This window comes from Microbacterium sp. 1.5R (assembly GCF_001889265.1).
GTDB lineage: Bacteria > Actinomycetota > Actinomycetes > Actinomycetales > Microbacteriaceae > Microbacterium.
In genome coordinates this window covers 1,582,353-1,601,658 of record NZ_CP018151.1, presented here as the reverse complement: position 1 = coordinate 1,601,658, position 19,306 = coordinate 1,582,353, and the positions used below count along the sequence as shown (strand labels likewise).

Genomic DNA, 19,306 nt, shown 5'->3' with positions numbered 1-19,306 from the left:
CGACTCGATGTCGCTGAGGACTACGGCTGCAAGTATTGGGTCCGTCGTTACGTCATCAGGCTATCGCTCCTACTCTAACCAGCGCCCGCTTAGACGAGGTGTTTGCGCGCACTCTGCGCCGCCCGACGGAACCTTTTGTTCTCGTGGAACAGCGTCAGGCAGTCGGCGTCGGACACGCCCAGGGCGCGCAGGACGTGCAGCAGAACGATGACCGCGGTGACTTCGGCGACTGCATCAAGGGCTTCGATTTCGGCGCTTCCTGCCGTTCCGGAATGCGCCACCTTGTTCCGCGCGCTCGTTGCTTCTTCAAGCCACACCGACTCCTTGATGCGCAAGGCCTTCTGAAGCTCTTCCGGTAGTCCACGGAATAGTGCCCGAAGACGCTGGCGCAACGTGTGCCGATTGTCAGAGAGCTTGGCCCCCACAGAGTCTTTGTGCTCATCCGGAACAGCGGCTTCGACGATAGCCAACAGCCTCTCGTGCTCCTCATCCGAGATGGGCGGCTCAGGGTTGGTCCCGCGATGGAAGGATTCCGCTGCGGAGACAGCAGCAAGCACGCGGTCGGCGATGCGGCTCGTCGAACCTGCGAACACATCGGTCAACAGTCCGACGGCCGGTTCCTGCTCCGCCACCAAGTCGAACCAAGCGGGTAGGAAGATTTCCGGCGCAACTCGTGCAGCGGTAAACACATAGTCGTGTACTGGCACGGCGAGGGCATCCGGCCTGGGAATCGTGACCGGGCGGAAGAGTACATCCACGATTGCGGGACTGCTCTCGTGTGGGTGTCCCTCGGGCAGCTCGGTGTCCACGAGAGGAACCTCGGCTTGAATCGAGATGACGCCGCAGGCGTCCAACGATGCCAAGGATACGAGCTGGCAAAGCTTCGTTGCCAATGCGAACACGTACCCGAGGGCGACGGGAGAGTCTGGCGTGATGTCGAGGTACACCGTCTCCGCAAGTTGGCCGGTGAAGCTGCGTCTAGTTGCTTTCGCCGACGGCAGGTCATACCAACGGTGGATTCTGGTAACACCCTCGCGCGTCTGGAACTCAGCAAGTGGAACCAGGTCGAGGCTCACGCTACCGCCGCCGGTCGGACGGTCGTTGTCGTCCAAGAGCCAGTTGGAAGCGATACCGCTGAACGAGGCGAACTGCGTCAAGTTCTCGACCTCAAAGCGCGCGCGCGAAACGTAACCCGCTGCTTCCTCGGACACATACTCTCCGACGAGAGCGACTTCGGCTCGGTATGTCATCTCTCCGAGCTTGTCGCCCGAGTGTGGCTCGCCAGACACTAGGGCAACGTTCCGGAGAGTGAAGCGGACTCCCCCGGCGAGGCCGTATACGACTGGCCAGTCTCGGGTTGTTGTCTGCTGGGCGCTGAGACCAGGAAGAATCTCGGCATACGTGCGGTACTCCCAGCCTTGCACCAGCACGAGGACCGGCCCGTCAGTCGGGCTGAACGTCAACGTGCCTTGGTGGCGCTTGTCCTCGCCAGAGACCCACCACTCGCCGCTCCAGCGACCACTTTCAGCCAGATTCATCCTCGCCATGCTTCGCCCCATGTTCTCGCCCAAACGCACCATACGGGTCAACATAGGGTCCCGCCCCGACCTATCGGAACGAGACGGGGACAGCGCGCTCCGTTATCCGGCTCGTGGACCCCAGAGCTGCTCGCTCACCCATTCTTCCCGTGCGGCTTCCCTCGCGGCCTCGACGGCTTCGTAGTGGTCATCGAGCGCTTCAAGATGGCGCTCGATGTCGGACTGCTGGATGTGTCGGTAGATGCGCGTGATTTCAACGTTCGAGTGACCGACAATCTCACCGATAAGTTCGAGGCTCACGCCTTGCAGAGCGAGTGCGCTGACGGCGAGGTGGCGGGTCTTGTGTGCCGAGCCATCGAAATCCGCATGACCCGCCGCAGCCAGCAGCTCGTGCCACCGCTTCCCATCACTCTGCGGACGGAACGGCTTACCCTTCTCGGTCGTGAAGACAAGCTTTGAGAGGTCATCTCGCAGCGCCTCTTGCTGCGCCCACTCCCCTGGGTACTTACGCTTCCATTCAAGCTGTCGTTCGAACTGAGTGCGGAGTAGCTCCCGCATGCGGCGGGTGAGCGGCAGACTGCGTTCCCTCTTCGATTTCGTCCACTTGACGATTTCGATGCGCGGTGTCGGCGGCGCGCCGTGACGCGGGCAGTAACGGGCCTGCACGCCGCACGCCCACTGCCCGTCCTTGCCTGACTTGCAGCCTGGCCCGTGCTTGATGTCCCTTCGGGCAAGTTGTTGTGAGATGACTAGGCGCGGCTGGCGGCTATCGCCATCGGTCACTCCGGAGATGCGGTCCCAGGTGATGCCCAGCGCTTCACCGCCTCGGATGCCTGTCTGGAGGGCGAGGTTGAACCGAACCTGTTCAACCTCCCACTCCGGCCGACGCAGCGTTCTCGTCAGGTCAATGACGATGCCGTCCGGGATGAGAAGCGTGGTCGCAGCGCCGCGCTTCGGCTTGTCAGTATCCCGAATGTCATCCATGGGGTTCCGGGGTATCTTGCCGTCGTAGACGGCGTCCTGAAGGACGATGTGAAGGGTCTTCCAGATATCCCGTGTCTGTTCTGGGCCGTACTTCTGCCCCTTGGACTTCCCCTTCTCGATGGTCTTCTCGGGCATGACCTTCTCGAACAGTCGTCGGACGTCATCTCGGCTGAGGTCCACTAGGCGCTTGTCTCCGAGAACAGGCAGAACGTGCAGACGCATCCGCGTGAGGTGTCCGCGAGCCGTGTTTGGACGGTACTCGAAGTGCCGCTTCGACTTGGTCCAGGTGTCCCAGAAGTACTCGCTAAGCGTCTCCGTGGCCCGCTGTTCCCTCAACGCTGCCGCAGGGTTTCTCACCTCTTTGAACCGCGCGATGCGCTTTTCCAAGTTCGCATGGGCGATGCGCGGCGTGCTGCCCTCAGCGACGAGCACCTTGACGCCTTCGCGTTCGACGCCCGAGTCATCACGGTGCATCCAAGGGATACGGCGCGACACATTCCAGATAGTGCGCGTTTCTTCCGTCTTCACCCATTTCCCCGTCTCGGGGTCGCGGCGGCGAACGGGTTTCTGCTCGCTCCACTCCCCTCCGGTACCGTCAGAACGGCGCTTCACAGGCGACATGCGGCTCAGTCTAGGCCGGACCTAAGATGCGGACGCAGCGAGTCGCTACACGAGTCGCTACACGTGAAGCGACAACATTCGGAGTTGAAACCGCCCGGAAACGAAGAAAACCCCCGGTAAACCGGGGGTTTTCTTGATTCTGACCAGCGCCAGATTGTGTTGTGTGACCCCAGCGGGATTCGAACCCGCGTTACCGCCGTGAGAGGGCAGCGTACTAGGCCGCTATACGATGGGGCCGTCTGGCGGAACGTTTCCGTGCCGCGACAACTGTTCAAGTATGCCACGACGATTCTCACGTCGCCAAATCGAGCGGGACGGTCTTCAGATCCCGGGCGTGGCGCACCTGCCGAGGGGTTTGCCACGGCGCCCCTGAAGGAGTTGACTCATCTCATGCGCGTCACCAAATTCGAACATGCCGCTCTTCGCATCCAGCAGGGCGATGACGTCCTTCTCCTCGACCCGGGCTCGTTCACCTCTCCCCTGAACGATCTCTCGGGTCTCGTCGCTGTCGTGATCACTCACGAGCACCCCGACCATTGGACCCCCGAGCACCTGGATCGGATCCTGCGCGCAGCCCCCGGCACCCCGATCTACGCCCCGGCGGGCGTCGCGCGCGCGGCCGACGGCTATGACATCTCCGTGGTCGCTCCGGGCGAGACGGTGGAGGTCGGTGCGTTCACGCTCCGCTTCTTCGGCGGCACGCATGAGGTGATCCACTCGTCACTGCCGGTGGTCGAGAACGTCGGCGTGCTGATCAACGATGTCTTCTACTATCCGGGCGACTCGTACGCGATCCCCGAGGGCGTCGAGGTCGGCACTCTCGCGGCACCGCTCGGCGCGCCGTGGCTGAAGATCGGCGAGGCCATGGACTACGTCCTGGCCGTGAAACCACGGCGGGCGTTCGGCACTCACGACATGACGCTGTCCGTCGCGGGCAAGACGATGCACCGGCAGCGGCTGCAGTGGGCGACCGAGCAGGGCGGCGGCGAGTTCTCGATACTCGAACCGGGCGACTCGCTCGACATCTGACGTGGCGGACTCCCCCTCTGCCGAGTACTCGCTCAACGAGGGCGGCGTACGAGATCTCCTCCGAAGCACGGACCCCGCCCTCGCCGAGCTTCCGCTGAGGCTGTTCGCCGACGGCTGGGACAACTCGATGTGGCGCCTCGGCTCCGAACTCGCCGTGCGGCTGCCTCGACGCGATCTCTCGGTGCCGCTCATCACCCACGAGCAGCGTGCCCTGCGCACGATCGGGCCGGCTCTCGCCGCCGTCGGCATCCGTGCGCCCGTCCCCGTGATCGTGGGCGAGCCGAGCGCGCACTTTCCGCGACCCTGGTCCGTTCTGCCCTGGATCCCCGGAACGACGGCGCTCGCCTCCTCCCGCCCGGACAACGCGACCTGGGCGCCCCGACTCGCGGACGCCCTGCGCGCGCTGCACGTGGCCGCGCCGGTCGATGCTCCCCGCAACCCGGTGCGCGGACGCGCCCTGTCCACTCGAGACGCCGCCATTCGGCCACGTCTGGACGCGTTCGACCGCCGGACGGCACTGCGCGACGCCTGGGCGGCGGCACTCGCAGCGCCGCCCGCATCGGAGCAGGTCTGGATCCATGGCGATCTGCACCCGGGCAACGTGCTCGTCGCCGACGGCACGCTCACCGCGCTCATCGACTTCGGCGATGTCACGGTCGGCGACCCCGCCTACGACCTCGCCTCGTCCTGGATGCTCTTCGACGCCTGCGGCCGAGAGGCATTCCGGCGAGCGACGAGGGAGCGTTACGACGACGCCACCTGGACCCGCGCGCGAGGCTGGGCGGCGTACATCGCCCTCGTCCTGATGACTCAGAGCGATGACAGGCCCGAGTACTTCGCCGTCGGAGTGAGCACGGCCGACGCGCTCGAAGAGGACTAGCTCTGCGCGGCTCGAACGCGCAGAGCTCGCGCCAGGTGGTCGCGCTGTTCGATGACGATCCGGCGCAGAGCGGCGGGCGCCGTGTCGTTGTCCGCGAGCCAGGCATCCACGGCATCGAGTGTGGGCGAGGCGGGGAAGAGTCCGACCACGAGGCGTTGCGCCAGCTCGATGCTCCGTGTCGCCCACGCATCGCCGATCCGCCCGAAGTACTCGGCATCGAACCTCTCGATGAGATCGCGGCGTCCTCCGGCTCGGAACCCGCCGATCACCGCGTCGAGATGATCGTTGCTGAGCGATCCGTCGTTCCACGCCGCGTCCCAGGCGGCAGCCCGGACGTCCGGTTCGGGACGCGAGGCCAGGGCCCTGCGGGCAGCGGTGCGTCCGCTGCCCGTGTCGTCGGACTCCAGCTCCGCGGCCACCGCATCGGCATCCGCGTGTCCCGTGGTGACGAGGGCGGTGAGGAGCTGCCACCGCAGATCCGGGTCGATCGTGAGCCCGTCGGGGGCATCGCCATGCAGGATCGCGCGGATGTCGTCTGCACGCACATCGTCGAAAGCTGATGCCGATGCGAGCGCACGCGCCCAGGAGAGCTGTGCATCGCTGCCGGCATCGGATGCCTGGAGCGCAGTCCACGCGGTCTCGACCCATGCTGTCGACTCACGCTGTCGCGCGTCATCGCTCGCGTAGTTGCGGATCGCGAAGAGCGTATTCGCGAGGATGCCGGCGAGAAGGCCGATGTTCGACTCCCGCGGAGCGTGGGCACGAACGATCTCGGCGTACCGAGCGACCGCGAGCTCGCCGTCGCGGGTGGCGTTCCAGAGCGATGACCAGATGACAGCCCTGGCGAGAGGATCGTCGAGCGAAGACAGTGATTCCCGCACCGTCGCCAGAGAGGCGTCATCGAGACGCACCTTGGCATAGGTGAGGTCGTCATCATTGAGGAGCACGAGATCCGCAGCCGGGATGATGACCGGTGTCCGCTCGTCGTGGATGTCGAGCGCGATCTGATCGCGACGGACGACCCTCCCGTCGACACGATCGTAGAGACCGATACGCAGGCGGTGCGGCCGCGGGTCGCTCTGCATGACGGCGGCGCCGCCGTCGGCATCCCGCTCCACCCACAGCGTCGAGACCCCGGTGGTCTGCAACCAGGCACGCGACCAATCGGTCATGTCCCGCCCGGAGACCGCGCTCAACTGCACGAGGAAGTCCTCGAGGGTCGTGTTGCCGAAGGCGTTCGCCGCGAAGTACCGCCGCGCGCCCTCGAAGAACGCCTCGTCGCCGACGAACGCGACGAGCTGCTTGAGCACGGCGGCACCCTTGGCGTAGGTGATGCCGTCGAAGTTCAGCTTCGCCGCCTCGAGATCGGGGATGTCCGCGACGATCGGGTGCGTCGTGGGCAACTGGTCCTGCTGGTACGCCCACGCTTTGCGGTTCGCCGCGAATTTCACCCAGGCGTCGTGGAAGCGCGTCGCCACCGCCGAGGCATGCGAACCCATGTAGTCGGCGAACGACTCCTTGAGCCACAGATCGTCCCACCACTTCATCGTGACCAGGTCGCCGAACCACATGTGCGCCATCTCATGCAGGATCGTGTTCGCGCGAGCGGCACGCTGGGCATCCGTAGCGGCCCCTCGCGACAGGTAGGACTCTGTGAATGTCACGAGGCCGGGGTTCTCCATCGCGCCGAGGTTGTATTCGGGCACGAAGATCTGGTCGTACTTGCCCCACGGATAGGGGTAGGCGAACGCGTCGGTGAAGAAATCGAGACCCTGGCGGGTGATCTCGAGGATCTCGTCCGACTCCAGGTACTGCGCGAGGGACTGTCGCGCGAACAGGCCCAGCGCGATGCGCTGATCGTCGCGCTGCCACTCGCCGTCGACTCGAGCGTAGGGTCCCGCCGCGATGGACGTGATGTAGCTGGAGATCGGAAGAGTAGGAGCGAACTCGACACGTTGCACGCCGACGCCGGCGTCGACGCTGACCGCCGCCTGGTTCGACAGCACCTGCCAACCCGCCGGAGCATCGATCACGAACGTGTAGGGCGCCTTGATGTCGGGCTGCTCGAAGCAGGCCATCACCCGTCGCGCGTCGGCGGGCTCGTACTGCGTGTAGAGGTAGGTGCGGTCGTCGACCGGGTCGTGGAACCGGTGCAGGCCTTCGCCGGATCGGCTGTAGCTCGCGACAGCTTCGACACGGACGACGTTCTCGGTCCCGAGGCCGCTCAGCTCGATGCGCGACCCGTCGTAGACGACATCGCGGTCGACGCCGTTGACGACGACCCTCTCGACGCTCTCTCCGATGAAGTCCACCCAGGTCGAGTCCGCCGTCGCGGTGAAATCCAGGGTCGTGGTCGTGGAGAACCCGCTGCGTGCCCGCTCCGGCGCACCCGTGAGGTCGAGTTCTACGCGGATGCTGCGCACGGAGACGGCGGCGGATCGCGCCGCGGTCTCCTCTCGGGAGAGATTGGCTGTGTCCATGCCTCCATCCTTTCATCCGCGTTCCCGCCCTGCCGAACCTACGTACGTTGCCTCACGCAACAGAAGAGCGTAGAGTTGCGCTATGCAACATGAGACTGGGTCAGACGAACGCCGAACCGACAGCGCCGCCGTCCTGAAGTCGCTCGTCGCCATCACGCGGCGCGGCCTGGTCGACGCCCGCGCGGGAGAGCCGACGCTCTCGATGACCGACCAGTCCATCGTCATGGCGATCGCCGACCAGCCCGGGATCCGGTCGACGGACATCGCCCGGATGTTCCGACTGAACCGCTCGACCGTTTCACGTCAGCTGTCCGCACTCATGTCTCTCGGCCTCGTGCAGGAGGCCCCTTCGAACTCCGGACGCGGCCGACCGCTCGAGCTGACCGCCGAGGGCGAAGAGGCATTCCGCGGCACACTGCGATCGCTGCAGGACGTCATCGACGCCCATCTCGCGCAGTGGACGGATGACGAGGTGCAGCGCTTCGCGCATGATCTCCGGCGTTTCGACAGCGGCGACGAACAAGCCTGACCACGGCCCACAAGGCCACCAGAGGAAGAAGAGAAATGAAGAACATCACTGTTCTCGGCACCGGCGTGCTCGGATCGCAGATCGCGTTCCAGACCGCCTTCCACGGTTTCGACGTCGTCGCATACGACATCGATCAGTCCGCGCTCGATCGCGCGGCCGAACGACTCGAAGATCTCGCCTCGCGCTACGTCGCAGACGGCGTGGAGAATGCCGCTGACGGCGGCGCGAATGCCGCGATCGACCGCATCCGGCTCACCTCCGACCTCGCGGATGCAGCCGCTGCGGCTGACCTCATCATCGAGGCGGTGCCCGAGAGCCTCGAACTCAAGCAGAGCATCTACCGGACCCTCGCCGACGCCGCACCGGCGACCACGATCTTCGCGACCAACTCCTCGACCCTCCTGCCGAGCGCGCTCGCGGAATCGACGGGTCGCCCCGACCGGTTCCTCGCCCTCCACTTCGCGAACGAGATCTGGTCGCACAACACCGCCGAGGTCATGGGAACCCCCGCAACCGACCCCACCGTCTACGAGACGGTCGTCGAGTTCGCGACGCAGATCGGGATGGTCCCCATCCAGATCAAGAAGGAGAAGGCGGGCTACCTGCTGAACTCGCTGCTCGTGCCCTTCCTCCAGGCCGGGGCCGAGCTGCTCGTCGACGGCATCGCCGAGCCCGCGGACATCGACGCGACCTGGCGGATCGGCACGGGCGCGCCGGCAGGCCCCTTCGAGATCTACGACATCGTCGGTCTGACGACCGCCTACAACATCTCGCGCATGGGCGGCGAGAAGCAGCAGCGCTTCGCAGACCTGCTCAAGGAGCAGTACATCGACCACGGCAAGCTGGGGGTCGCGACGGGCGAGGGTTTCTACACCTACCCTCGCGAGAGCTGACGCCCCTCACCGCCCGAGGAGCTTGCGGATGGCAGTCTCCGGCGACACCGACAGGTCGAGAGTGCGACCGCGCGCGTAGAGCCGGAAGACCCGCGGGTCGATGTAGCTCCCTCGGGCGACCGCGAGAGTGTTGCCGAGCGCCGACGCCGTGGCCTGCACAGCGAGGCGCTCGGCGCGCCGTCGATCGGTCTTCGTCTCGAGTCGGCCGATCCGCGCCAGCGCGTCCGCCGCGAGGATCGTACCGTGCAGCGTGCGGAAGTCCTTCGCGGTGAACGACGATCCCGCCACCTGCCGTAGATAGTCGTTGACCTCGCTCGAGGTGAGTCGCACCCGGCGACGGCCCTTGCGATAGGCGAGCAGCGGAGCCTTCGGCGAACCGACGGCGAACTCCGACAGCGCCTCGGCGAGCGGCGCATCGGTGATCTCGATCGAGGCGAGCTGCTTGCTCTTCGCAGGGAAGCTGAGCGCGACCGTACTCCCGTCGATCCGCACGTCCCGTCGCCGAAGCGTGCTCAGGCCGCGACTGCCGTGTTTCACCAGGTAACGCTCCGAGCCGATGCGCAGTGCAGCGTCGTCCAGCAGCCGGAAGGAGACGGCGAGGGCGCGGTCACGTGTCAGTCCCGGTTCACCGATGGCACGGGTGACCTTCGCCCTGGCGGCGGGCAGCGCCTCGGCCAGTTTGAGCGCCCGGGCGAACTTGCGCTGATCTCTGCCGGTGCGCCAGAGGGGATGGTAGAGATACTGACGTCTGCCCGCATCGTCTGTGCCGACCGCCTGAATGTGAGCGAGGGGGTCGGCGGCGATCCACACGTCTTTCCACGCGGGAGGTATCGCGAGGTCCCGGATGCGCTCTCGATCGGCCTCGGCCACGGGCGTGTTGCCGGCATCGACGTATCGGAAGCCGGAGCCCGATCGCACGCGTCGAATTCCCGGCGTCTCGCCGGGGACGACTCTCGTGAGTGCCATTGGCATCCTCCCTGTCATGCCGCGTCGGGCATCTGCGATCACGATGCCCGCCCCGGCGCCGGCAGTGAAGGGCATGGCGCGACACGGGCGCGCTCTGCTAGGCGATATCTCCCTCCGGACGGCATGCTCCGTCGGCAGCGGCATCGCGCCGATCGATTGTCCGGGCACCCGATGGTCTGCCATCCTCGTGACTATGGCGATGTCATTCGAGGAGTTCCGTGCGTCCCTGACCCGTGCAGATCTGCGCGCCCCACTCGGGTTGCAGCTCACCGACCTCGAAGCCCGACAGGTGGCCGACGATACCGCGTCCGCTCAGAGCTGGTACGCCTACTGGGTGTCGACCCAGCCGACCGCTCCCCCGCCGCCCACCGGCCCCGCATACGACGCACCTCCTCCGGCGTACGACGCACCTCCTCCCGCATACGACACGGCGCCCGTGTACGCCACGCAGGCCCCGGCGCCAGCAGGCCCGCCGGTGTACCCGGGATACACGGCCGCGCCCGACGGCCCTCCGGGTCAGAAGAGGCGTGTCGGTCTCTGGGTGGCGCTCTCGATCGTGGGCGCGCTCCTTCTCATCGCCGCGATCGTCGTGATCTTCGCCTTCGCCACGGCGCGACACTGGACCAAGACCGATGTACCCGAGCAGCCGGAGACCTTCCGCAGCGAGGAGTACGAGACCGGGCGCTACGACGTCACGATGGACGACGTGAACCCCTGCAGCGTGAACCAGGACTGGACGGACTGCACGAACCTCATGGTCGCGACCTACACGGCAGCCTGCGTCGATGTCGAGCTCACCGAGAGCGCGACCCGCCTGTGCGCCGAGTACAGCGCGGCGATAGACGAGATGAAGGCGCAGGACGGCGACGGCTACTTCGTGGCCACGCTCGGCAGCTATGGCAGCCTTCACCGGACGCCTGAGATCGATACACGTCAGGTGTCGAACGACGACTACGAGCCGGCCGTCACGCACGAAGCGGTGTGCTACCTCGGGTTCATCGGAGAGTGCGAGTAGGCACGCATCCAGTAACGACAAAACCCCCGCCTGAGCGGGGGTTTTTGTCTTGCTGGGGTACCTGGACTCGAACCAAGAACAACGGAACCAGAAACCGCCGTGTTGCCAATTACACCATACCCCAAGGGCGAAACCGGAGTCTCGCACCGAGAGTCAAGCTTACCCGAGCCGCGGCCCTAATGCCAAAACGCCGCCGTTCGTCCGGGCGCGTCGCGGGCGGGGATGACGAGGGAGAGCACTCATCGGCGACTCTCCCTCGTCGACCAGGCCGTCTCAGCCGGCCAGGAACTCCGACAGCAACCGGAGCCGTCGCAGCGACTCGTCCTTGCCCAGGAGCTCCATGGATTCGAACAGCGGCGGCGAGATGCGGCGTCCCGTGATCGCGACACGCGGAGGACCGTAGGCGACACGCGGCTTGAGCTCGAGGCTCTCGACGAGCGCCGCTGCGAGAGCCTCCTGAATCTTCTCGGGCGTGAAGCCGGTCACCGGCTCGAGAGCCACCACGCACGCGTCGAGCACCTCGCCGGCGTTCGCAGGGAGCCCCTTGAGCGCGTCGGCGTCATACGAGACGTCGTCGGAGAAGAGGAAGCCGACCATGCCGGGCACGTCGCCGAGCAACTGCACGCGCTCCTGCACGAGCGGGGCGACCCGGAAGGCGAGCACGAGCTCTTCGTGAGTCGGCTCGTCGAAGAGGCCGGCGGCCGCGAGGTACGGGATCGTCCTCTCGGCGAAGTCCTTCTCGTCGAGCTTGCGGATGTGGTCGCCGTTGATCGACTCGGCCTTCTTCTGGTCGAACCGAGCCGGGTTCGGGTTGACGTCCACGATGTCGAACGCCTCGGTGAACTCCTCGAGCGTGAAGACATCGCGGTCGTGACCGATGGACCAGCCGAGCAGCGCCAGATAGTTCAGGAGACCCTCGTGGATGAATCCGCGATCCCGGTGGAGGAAAAGATCCGCCTGAGGGTCGCGCTTGGAGAGCTTCTTGTTACCCGTCTCGCCGAGCACGAGCGGCATGTGAGCGAACCGCGGGACGAACGTGGTGACGCCGGCGTCGATCAGGGCCGCGTACAGCGCGAGCTGACGAGCCGTGGAGGGCATCAGGTCTTCGCCGCGCAGAACGTGCGTGATGCCCATGAGCGCGTCGTCGACGGGATTCACGAACGTGTAGAGCGGGATCCCGTTCGGACGCACCACCACGAAGTCCGGGAAGGAACCGGCGGGGAAGGTCACCTCACCGCGGATCAGATCGACGTAGGTGAGGTCCTCGTCCGGCACGCGCAGTCGGAGTGCCGGCTGACGACCCTCCGCGCGGAAGGCGTCCTTCTGCTCGGTCGTGAGATCCCGGTCGTGATTGTCGTAGCCGAGCTGCTTCGCGCGTCCGGCCGCCTCGTTGCGGGCGTCGATCTCCTCCGCCGTGGAGAAGCTCTCGTACAGGGCGCCGGAGGCGAGGAGCTTGTCGATCACGCCGCGATAGATGTCGTGACGCTCGGACTGGCGGTACGGGGCATGCGGCCCTCCGACCTCGACGCCCTCATCCCAGTCGATCTTGAGCCAGGTCAGAGCGTCGACGAGCTGGCGGAAGCTCTCCTCACTGTCGCGCGCGGCGTCGGTGTCCTCGATGCGGAACACCATCTTCCCGCCGTTGTGGCGGGCGTACGCCCAGTTGAAGAGGGCCGTGCGGACCATGCCGACGTGCGGCAGTCCGGTGGGCGAGGGGCAGAAGCGGACGCGTACGTCGGAGCCGCTGGCGGTCGTGGTGAGGGGGTGCGGGGTAGCCATATCCCCTCGATTCTAGTTGCCGGGTGGCGTCTCGACCTCCCCGATCGCCAGCGGTCGCGGGCCGCTCAGGAGGGGTCACCGTGGGTAACAGTCCCTCACCCTGGGTAACAACCCGCATTCGACGCCGACGCGCTCCTATCGTTGCCGCATCGACCAACCGGAAGGGTGACAACATGACAATCACGGATGCAGTGACGACGGGCCTCAGCGATCGCTGGCGCGGCACGCCAAGACCTCAGACCAGCCTCGAGTGGATCGACCGCGCCGAGGAGGTGGCCGACATCCTCGCGGTGGATGCCGTCGAGCGGGACCGCGCGAATGCGACCCCTCGGGCCGAGGTCCAGCTGCTCAAGGACTCGGGGCTGGTCACCCTGCTCGGCCCTCGCGCCCACGGCGGCGCCGGTGAGAGCTGGGACACCGCCTACAAGGTGATCAGGGCGGTGGCCCGCGGCGACGGGTCGATCGGACAGGTCCTCGGGTATCACTACCTCTGGGCGTGGGCGGCCCGTCTCGTCGGAACCGAAGAGCAGATCGCCGCGGTCGAGGAGCTGTACACCGCGAACGACTTCGTCTTCGGCGGCGCGGTCAACCCGCGCGACTCCGACTTGGTGATCCGCGAAGACGGCGATGATCTCGTGTTCTCCGGGCGCAAGTCCTTCTCGACGGGCGGCCAGATCTCGGACCTGACCGTCCTCGAAGGCGTCCTCGAAGGCACCGAGACGCACATCTTCGCGATCGTCCCCACGGCTCAGGAGGGGATCGTCTTCGGAGACGACTGGGACAACCTGGGGCAGCGACTCACCGAATCGGGCTCGGTCGAGATCCGCGACGTCCGCGTCCCCTGGGCGGCGGCAGCCGGCTTCGTCGACCGGGTGTTCCGCCCCTTGACCTACAACACTCTGAACGTGCCGACCATCCAGCTCGTCTTCGCGAACTTCTACCTCGGCATCGCACAGGGCGCCCTCGAGACGGCATCCGCCTACACGCGATCTGTGACCCGCCCGTGGCCGTACGGCGGCGATGACAAGCAGCACGCGACAGACGAGTGGTATCTGCTCGAAGGCTATGGCGAGCTGGCATCGAAGCTGTGGGCCGACGAAGCGCTGCTCGATGCCGTGGGCGCCGAGATCAGTGCGGTGCTGCACGCCCCGCGCGAAGAACTCACTGCACGTCGACGTGGCGAGATCGCCGTGCGCATCGCGGCGGGGAAGCTGCGCATCGTCGACGACGGCCTGGAGGTCGCCACGAAGATCTACGAGCTCACCGGCGCCAGGGCCTCGGCCAATTCGGTCGGCCTCGACATCTTCTGGCGCAACCTGCGCACGCACAGCCTGCACGACCCGATCGCGTACAAGAAGCGGGAGGTCGGCGACTACGTGCTGCGCAACGAGGTGCCTGAGCCGACCTGGTACACCTGATCGCCGCGATTCAGGTGCTCCTCGGTGCCGCGCTCACGGAGGCGGTCGCGGCACCGGGGAGCCCTGGGCATTCTGCCCTGGGCGGTCTCAGCCTCGCGGCGCGACGGCGACCGCCGCAGAATGCGCCAGCGGCAGGCGTCCGGCGATCGACCGCTCGGCGCACACGAGCTCGAAGGCCGCGCGGAACGAGCGCCGATCGGTGTCGTCGAGCGCACGGTAGAACTGACCGGCTCCCCCGACGCCTCCCTCGGCGGACGCCCACAGCGCAGTCGCATCGGCCGACCACGTCCAGGTGATCTCAGACACCTGCGGGCGCGGCCAGCCCGCGTCGTCGAGCATCCTCGCGAAGCCGTCGACGGTGCGCTCGAAGTCCTTCTCCGGCGGCAGTCGCTCCCCCGTCGCAGGAATGAGTGCCGCACGCTCGCACACCTCCCGCCAGAGCCAGGTGGGCGAGTTCGTCCAGATCGTCGCCGACACCAGATCTGCGGAGACGCGGAGGAGCTCCGCCGCGGATGCTCGGGGGTCGGCGACGTGGTTCAGCACGAAGTTCGCCACGACGACGTCGAACTGGCCGTCCTCGAAAGGCAGGTCAGGCAGCGTTCCGTCGTGCACCGGAATCGCGGGATGCTCGCGCAGCGCGACGTCTCGCATCGTCGGCTCGGGCTCGCATCCGGTCGCATCCCAGCCGGCATCGGCGAATGCGGCCGTGAGCATTCCCGTGCCCGACCCCACGTCGAGCAGCGTCCGCTCCCCAGGGGTTCCGAACGCTCCGAGCAGGGCCTCCGCGGTCCCGACGCAGAGCGACGCGTAGGAGTCGGCGTATGCGCGCCCGGTGCCCGTCCAGTCCTTCATCCGCGCGAGCGGCCGAGCGGCGACAGCGCGACGATGGCGATGACGATCACCGATGCCGCGATCCCGAGCCCTGCGTACTGGAAGTTCGCGAGCACCACACCCGCGAGCACAGCGCCTGCTGCGGCCGAGAGGCTCATCAGCGAATCGCTGCGGCCCTGCCTGCGCGTGCGGATCTCGGGGGCACTCGACTCGGTCAGCAGCGCGGCCCCTGCCACCGTCGCCGCGCTCCATCCGAGTCCCAGCAGGATGAGAGCGACGATCACGCCCCACTCCCGATCGTTCGCGAAGACGGCGAACGCGAGCGCCCCGCCGAGAAGGATCTGCCCCAGCAGAACCACGCGCAGCCGGCCCCATCTGTCGGCGAGGATGCCGAAGACGGGCGACAGCGCGTACATGCCTCCGACGTGCAGGGCGATCGTGATGCCCACGAGAGCCGAGACATCGGCCGGGGTGGGCGCCATGCCGTGTGCACCGTGCGCCATATGGGCGAGGTGGACCGGGGTCATCGCCATGACGGAGGCCATCACCACGTGCGAACCGGCCACCGCGAACATCGCGTAGCGCGCGACCACAGGTCGGTCAGCGACGACGGCGCCCGTCGCCTTCGCGGCCGCCGAGGCGAGCCGCTGCGCTGCCAGAAGCGGGTCGGGCCGGAGCGCCACGAGGTACAGGACGAGCGCGACGCACTGAGCGACGAACGAGAAGGCGTAGGAACCGGTCTGTGGCGGCATGCCGATCGCCGCCCCGACGATCTCCCCCGGCCCCAGCAGCAACGGCCCAGCGACACCGCCGATGGTGGTCGCCCAGACCACGATCGAGAGATCCCTTCCGCGATGCCGTGGTGCGGCGAGGTCGGTCGCGGCGAACCGCGACTGCAGATTGCCCGCATTGCCGGCGCCGATCATCAGGATGCCGACGAGCAGCAGCGGGAACACCCGCAACGACGCCGCGAGGATCACCACCGCGATGCCGACGAGTGCGAAAAGATTTCCCAAGGTGAGGGCTCGGCGTCGGCCCATCTTGGCAGCCAGGCGCGCGAGCGGGATGGCGCACAGCGCGGCCCCGAGGGTGACCGACGCCGTCGCGAGCCCCGAGAGGGCGTCGCTGCCCGAGATGTCGGCCGCGAGCAGAGCGCCGAGAGACACCGTCGCCCCGAAGGCGATCCCGCCCAGCACCTGCCCTGTGGAGAGAACCAGCACGGTTCGCCGCTGCACCGCCGCCTGCTGAGCAGCCGTGAGGGCGACGACGGTCATGACGCGCGCACGGCGTCGCGCACGGTGTTGCGCAGGATACCCAGTCCGGTGATCTCGACCTCGACGGTGTCCCCGGCGACGAACTCCCCCACACCTGCCGGCGTACCCGTGAGGATGACGTCGCCGGGGAGCAGCGTGAAGGCCGCCGAGGCATGCTCGATGATCGCCTCGACCGAGTGGATCATGTCGGTGAGCGGGGCCTTCTGCCGCACCTCGCCGTTGATGCGGGTCTCGATCGTCGCGACCGAGGGGTCGAAGTCGGTGCTGATGGTCGGGCCGAGAGGGCAGAAGGTGTCGAAGCCCTTCGCCCGAGCCCACTGACCGTCCTTGCGCTGGAGGTCACGCGCGGTGACGTCGTTGGCGATCGTGTAGCCGAGCACGTGATCGAGGGCATCCGCGGCCTTCACGTTCTTCGCGACCCTACCGATCACGACAGCGAGCTCACCCTCGTACTCTGTCTGCTCCGAGATCGAGGGGCGCACGATGGCGTCTCCCGGGCCGATGACGGCGGTGTTGGGCTTGAGGAACAGCAGCGGCTCCTCGGGGGCGACTCCCCCCATCTCGGCGGCGTGATCGTGGTAGTTCTTGCCGACGCAGACGATCTTGGAGCGCGGGATCACCGGAGCGAGGATCACCGCGTCTGCGATCGGCACCCGGTCACCCGTGGGCTCGTAGCCCGCGAAGAGCGGATCGCCCGAGAGGACGACGAGGTCGGTGTCATCGACGATCCCGAAGAGGATGGCGTCGTCATGGCTGAATCGGGCGATCTTCATGCCACCAGCCTATCCAGCGTGCTGCACGACGAGACCCCGCTGCACGGAAGCGCAGCGGGGTCTCGAGAGTACGAAGGCTCAGACGTCGAGCCGCAGAAGCCAGCCGTGCTTGTCCTCACGGCGGCCGTACTGGATGTCGGTGAGCTCTTCGCGCAGCGACAGGGCCAGTTCGCCGAGCGGCTGCGGCTCATCGAAGCCCTCGCCGACGAGAGCACCGATGGGAGTCACGACGGCGGCGGTGCCGCAGGCGAAGACCTCGACGATATCGCCTGAGGCCACACCCTCGCGCCACTCGTCGATGGAGATCGGACGCTTCTCGACCGCGTAGCCGCGGTCTTCGGCGAGCTGCAGCAGCGAATCGCGTGTGATCCCCTCGAGGATGCTGTCGGACTCGGGCGTCACGACGCGGCCGTCTTTGAAGACGAACACGACGTTCATGCCGCCGAGCTCCTCGACGTTGCGCTGCTCGTTGAGGAACACGACCTGGTCGCAGCCCTTCGCGCTCGCCTCACTCTGCGCGAGCAGGCTCGAGGCGTAGTTGCCGCCGGTCTTCGCCTTGCCGGTGCCGCCCTTGCCGGCACGGGCGTAGTCCTCGGAGAGCCAGATCCGCACGGGCTTCACTCCCCCGGTGAAGTACGCTCCGGCTGGGCTGGCGATCACGTAGTACGCGACCTTCTGAGCCGCGCGAACACCGAGGAAGGCCTCCTTGGCGAACATGAACGGACGCAGGTACAGGCTCTGGTCGGCACCTGAGGGAACCCAGCGACCGTCGACCGCGATGATCTCGCGCAGCGACTGGATGAAGTACTCGGTGGGCAGCTCCGGGAGCGCGAGTCGACGCGCGCTGGCCTGCAGTCGTGCCGCGTTGCGGTCGGGGCGGAACGTGTGGATCGAGCCGTCGGCGTGACGATAGGCCTTGATGCCCTCGAAGATCTCCTGGGCGTAGTGCAGCACGGACGCGGCCGGGTCGAGCGGGATGGGTCCGTAGGGCTGCACGCGCGGTCGGTGCCATCCGCCCTTGACGGACCAGCAGATGTCGACCATGTGGTCGGTGAACACGACACCGAACCCCGGGTTCTCGTGAACCTCGGCGACCCGACCGGGCGTCGCGGCGGTCAGGTTCTTGGTCACAGCGAACTCCAGCGGAGCCACGGTGGTCTCGGCGTCGATGGTCGTCATCTCGTCATCCATTCCTCATGCGGCGCGCATCCTCGCGCCGTCTCAGCCTACGCCTGTCGGTCAGAGCAGAGCAGCGATCGCGGAGCCGATCTCCGCGGTCGTGCGCGCACCCGTACGGGTCGCGATGTCGGATTCGACGGCGGCACTCACTCGAGCGGCCTCCGCTCCGAGTCCGAGGTGGTCGAGCAGCAGCGCGACCGACAGGATCGCCGCGGTGGGGTCGGCCTTCTGCTGCCCCGCGATGTCGGGAGCCGAGCCGTGCACCGGCTCGAACATCGACGGGAAGGTGCCGTCGGGGTTGATGTTGCCCGATGCGGCGAGTCCGATGCCGCCGGTGACAGCGCCTGCGAGATCGGTGAGGATGTCGCCGAAGAGGTTGTCGGTGACGATCACGTCGAAGCGCGAGGGATCGGTGACGAGGAAGATCGTCGCGGCATCGACGTGCAGGTAGTCGACGGACACGTCGGGATGCTCGGACGCGACCTCGTCGACGACGCGCTGCCAGATGGCGCCGGCGTGCACGAGCACGTTCGTCTTATGCACGAGGGTGATCTTCTTGCTGCGACGTTCGGCGAGATCGAACGCGTATCGCACGACCCGCTCGACACCGAATGCCGTGTTCACGGACGTCTCGTTGGCGACCTCGTGCGGTGTGCCCTTGCGGATCGCGCCGCCGTTGCCGACGTACGGCCCCTCAGTGCCCTCGCGGACGACGACGAAGTCGATCTCGCCGGGGTTCGCGAGCGGACCCGAGGCACCGGCGAAGAGCTTGGACGGACGCAGATTGACGTAATGATCCAGCGTGAAGCGGAGTTTCAGCAGCAGGCCGCGCTCGATGTTCGCGTCCTTCAGGCGCGGGTCTCCTGGCGTGCCGCCGACCGCGCCGAGCAGGATCGCGTCGTGTTCGGAGATCGACTGCAGATCATCGTCGGTGAGAGTGTCGCCCGTCTCGAGGAAACGGGCGGCGCCGAGCGAGAAGCGCGTCTTGTCGAACGTCACATCGCTCGATGCGGTGACCGCGTCGAGGACCTTCTCGGCCTCGGCGACGACCTCTGGGCCGATTCCGTCACCGGGGATGACGGCCAGCTTCACGACACGCGACATGACACTCCTTGCA

Annotated in this window: 16 protein-coding genes and 2 tRNA genes; 6 read left to right on the top strand and 12 right to left on the bottom strand. The window is 66.8% G+C overall.

The window, feature by feature from the left end; genetic code table 11:
• Positions 1 to 89: 89 nt before the first annotated feature.
• From BMW26_RS07480 to BMW26_RS07470, 3 genes are all read right to left on the bottom strand, one after another.
• Entirely contained in the window at positions 90 to 1,538 is a 1,449-nt protein-coding gene (locus BMW26_RS07480) for a HEPN domain-containing protein (RefSeq protein WP_157557411.1), read from the bottom strand.
• Between the two features lie 102 nt (positions 1,539 to 1,640).
• Entirely contained in the window at positions 1,641 to 3,143 is a 1,503-nt protein-coding gene (locus tag BMW26_RS07475; protein ID WP_083569324.1) for a tyrosine-type recombinase/integrase, read from the bottom strand.
• Between the two features lie 164 nt (positions 3,144 to 3,307).
• A tRNA-Glu gene (locus BMW26_RS07470) sits at positions 3,308 to 3,380 on the bottom strand.
• Positions 3,381 to 3,533: 153 nt separating this feature from the next.
• Between BMW26_RS07470 and BMW26_RS07465 the strand changes: the two genes are divergently transcribed.
• On the top strand, positions 3,534 to 4,172 hold the full coding sequence (locus BMW26_RS07465) for an MBL fold metallo-hydrolase (RefSeq protein WP_053095878.1): 639 nt from the start codon (positions 3,534 to 3,536) through the stop codon (positions 4,170 to 4,172).
• A gap of 1 nt (position 4,173) precedes the next feature.
• Positions 4,174 to 5,052, top strand: a complete 879-nt coding sequence (locus BMW26_RS07460) for an aminoglycoside phosphotransferase family protein (RefSeq protein ID WP_072591177.1) — start codon at positions 4,174 to 4,176, stop codon at positions 5,050 to 5,052.
• Here the strand turns inward: BMW26_RS07460 and pepN are convergent.
• Entirely contained in the window at positions 5,049 to 7,532 is a 2,484-nt protein-coding gene (gene pepN / locus BMW26_RS07455; protein WP_072591176.1) for an aminopeptidase N, read from the bottom strand. The genes BMW26_RS07460 and pepN overlap by 4 nt on opposite strands.
• 82 nt (positions 7,533 to 7,614) lie before the next feature.
• On the opposite strand from pepN, the gene BMW26_RS07450 reads away from it, so the two are divergent.
• Entirely contained in the window at positions 7,615 to 8,061 is a 447-nt protein-coding gene (locus BMW26_RS07450) for a MarR family winged helix-turn-helix transcriptional regulator (protein ID WP_056278642.1), read from the top strand.
• Between the two features lie 35 nt (positions 8,062 to 8,096).
• Positions 8,097 to 8,954 carry a 3-hydroxyacyl-CoA dehydrogenase gene (locus tag BMW26_RS07445; RefSeq protein WP_072591175.1) on the top strand — a complete coding sequence of 286 codons (858 nt, stop codon included), beginning with the start codon at positions 8,097 to 8,099 and terminating at the stop codon, positions 8,952 to 8,954.
• 6 nt (positions 8,955 to 8,960) lie between these two features.
• Here BMW26_RS07445 and BMW26_RS07440 read toward each other — a convergent pair whose 3' ends face one another.
• Positions 8,961 to 9,920, bottom strand: coding sequence for a DNA topoisomerase IB (locus BMW26_RS07440; protein ID WP_431739069.1), 960 nt, complete (start codon positions 9,918 to 9,920; stop codon positions 8,961 to 8,963).
• Positions 9,921 to 10,113: 193 nt separating this feature from the next.
• Between BMW26_RS07440 and BMW26_RS07435 the strand changes: the two genes are divergently transcribed.
• Complete coding sequence (locus BMW26_RS07435) at positions 10,114 to 10,935, top strand: hypothetical protein (protein WP_072591174.1); 822 nt, start codon at positions 10,114 to 10,116, stop codon at positions 10,933 to 10,935.
• A 52-nt stretch (positions 10,936 to 10,987) separates the two neighbouring features.
• On the opposite strand, the gene BMW26_RS07430 is transcribed toward BMW26_RS07435, so the two are convergent.
• Positions 10,988 to 11,059, bottom strand: a tRNA-Gln gene (locus tag BMW26_RS07430).
• A gap of 149 nt (positions 11,060 to 11,208) precedes the next feature.
• Positions 11,209 to 12,714 (bottom strand): glutamate--tRNA ligase, encoded by a 1,506-nt coding sequence (gene gltX, locus BMW26_RS07425; RefSeq protein ID WP_072591173.1) that lies wholly within the window; start codon positions 12,712 to 12,714, stop codon positions 11,209 to 11,211.
• A gap of 173 nt (positions 12,715 to 12,887) precedes the next feature.
• Between gltX and BMW26_RS07420 the strand changes: the two genes are divergently transcribed.
• Positions 12,888 to 14,132, top strand: a complete 1,245-nt coding sequence (locus tag BMW26_RS07420; protein ID WP_072591172.1) for an acyl-CoA dehydrogenase family protein — start codon at positions 12,888 to 12,890, stop codon at positions 14,130 to 14,132.
• An 87-nt stretch (positions 14,133 to 14,219) separates the two neighbouring features.
• On the opposite strand, the gene BMW26_RS07415 is transcribed toward BMW26_RS07420, so the two are convergent.
• The 5 genes from BMW26_RS07415 to BMW26_RS07395 form a co-directional block, all read right to left on the bottom strand.
• The gene (locus BMW26_RS07415) at positions 14,220 to 14,984 is read right to left on the bottom strand and encodes a class I SAM-dependent methyltransferase (RefSeq protein ID WP_072591171.1); all 765 of its coding nucleotides are present in this window, start codon (positions 14,982 to 14,984) and stop codon (positions 14,220 to 14,222) included.
• The gene (locus BMW26_RS07410; RefSeq protein ID WP_072591170.1) at positions 14,981 to 16,237 is read right to left on the bottom strand and encodes an MFS transporter; all 1,257 of its coding nucleotides are present in this window, start codon (positions 16,235 to 16,237) and stop codon (positions 14,981 to 14,983) included. Before BMW26_RS07410 ends, BMW26_RS07415 begins: the two co-directional genes overlap by 4 nt.
• Positions 16,234 to 17,010: a fumarylacetoacetate hydrolase family protein gene (locus BMW26_RS07405; protein WP_072591169.1), complete on the bottom strand. Its 777-nt coding sequence runs from the start codon at positions 17,008 to 17,010 to the stop codon at positions 16,234 to 16,236. The genes BMW26_RS07410 and BMW26_RS07405 overlap by 4 nt, the downstream gene beginning before the upstream one ends.
• 78 nt (positions 17,011 to 17,088) lie before the next feature.
• Positions 17,089 to 18,189: a branched-chain amino acid aminotransferase gene (locus BMW26_RS07400; RefSeq protein WP_056279045.1), complete on the bottom strand. Its 1,101-nt coding sequence runs from the start codon at positions 18,187 to 18,189 to the stop codon at positions 17,089 to 17,091.
• Between the two features lie 60 nt (positions 18,190 to 18,249).
• Positions 18,250 to 19,293 (bottom strand): 3-isopropylmalate dehydrogenase, encoded by a 1,044-nt coding sequence (locus BMW26_RS07395; RefSeq protein WP_053095867.1) that lies wholly within the window; start codon positions 19,291 to 19,293, stop codon positions 18,250 to 18,252.
• Positions 19,294 to 19,306: the final 13 nt, after the last annotated feature.

Excerpts from the sequence above, each read along its gene's own strand:
- BMW26_RS07480 (WP_157557411.1), bottom strand. The coding sequence starts at position 1,538 with ATGAATCTGGCTGAAAGTGGTCGCTGGAGCGGCGAGTGGTGGGTCTCT.
- BMW26_RS07475 (WP_083569324.1), bottom strand. The coding sequence starts at position 3,143 with ATGTCGCCTGTGAAGCGCCGTTCTGACGGTACCGGAGGGGAGTGGAGC.
- BMW26_RS07465 (WP_053095878.1), top strand. The coding sequence starts at position 3,534 with ATGCGCGTCACCAAATTCGAACATGCCGCTCTTCGCATCCAGCAGGGC.
- pepN (WP_072591176.1), bottom strand. The coding sequence starts at position 7,532 with ATGGACACAGCCAATCTCTCCCGAGAGGAGACCGCGGCGCGATCCGCC.
- BMW26_RS07450 (WP_056278642.1), top strand. The coding sequence starts at position 7,615 with ATGCAACATGAGACTGGGTCAGACGAACGCCGAACCGACAGCGCCGCC.
- BMW26_RS07445 (WP_072591175.1), top strand. The coding sequence starts at position 8,097 with ATGAAGAACATCACTGTTCTCGGCACCGGCGTGCTCGGATCGCAGATC.
- BMW26_RS07440 (WP_431739069.1), bottom strand. The coding sequence starts at position 9,920 with ATGGCACTCACGAGAGTCGTCCCCGGCGAGACGCCGGGAATTCGACGC.
- BMW26_RS07435 (WP_072591174.1), top strand. The coding sequence starts at position 10,114 with ATGGCGATGTCATTCGAGGAGTTCCGTGCGTCCCTGACCCGTGCAGAT.
- gltX (WP_072591173.1), bottom strand. The coding sequence starts at position 12,714 with ATGGCTACCCCGCACCCCCTCACCACGACCGCCAGCGGCTCCGACGTA.
- BMW26_RS07420 (WP_072591172.1), top strand. The coding sequence starts at position 12,888 with ATGACAATCACGGATGCAGTGACGACGGGCCTCAGCGATCGCTGGCGC.
- BMW26_RS07415 (WP_072591171.1), bottom strand. The coding sequence starts at position 14,984 with ATGAAGGACTGGACGGGCACCGGGCGCGCATACGCCGACTCCTACGCG.
- BMW26_RS07410 (WP_072591170.1), bottom strand. The coding sequence starts at position 16,237 with ATGACCGTCGTCGCCCTCACGGCTGCTCAGCAGGCGGCGGTGCAGCGG.
- BMW26_RS07405 (WP_072591169.1), bottom strand. The coding sequence starts at position 17,010 with ATGAAGATCGCCCGATTCAGCCATGACGACGCCATCCTCTTCGGGATC.
- BMW26_RS07400 (WP_056279045.1), bottom strand. The coding sequence starts at position 18,189 with ATGACGACCATCGACGCCGAGACCACCGTGGCTCCGCTGGAGTTCGCT.
- BMW26_RS07395 (WP_053095867.1), bottom strand. The coding sequence starts at position 19,293 with ATGTCGCGTGTCGTGAAGCTGGCCGTCATCCCCGGTGACGGAATCGGC.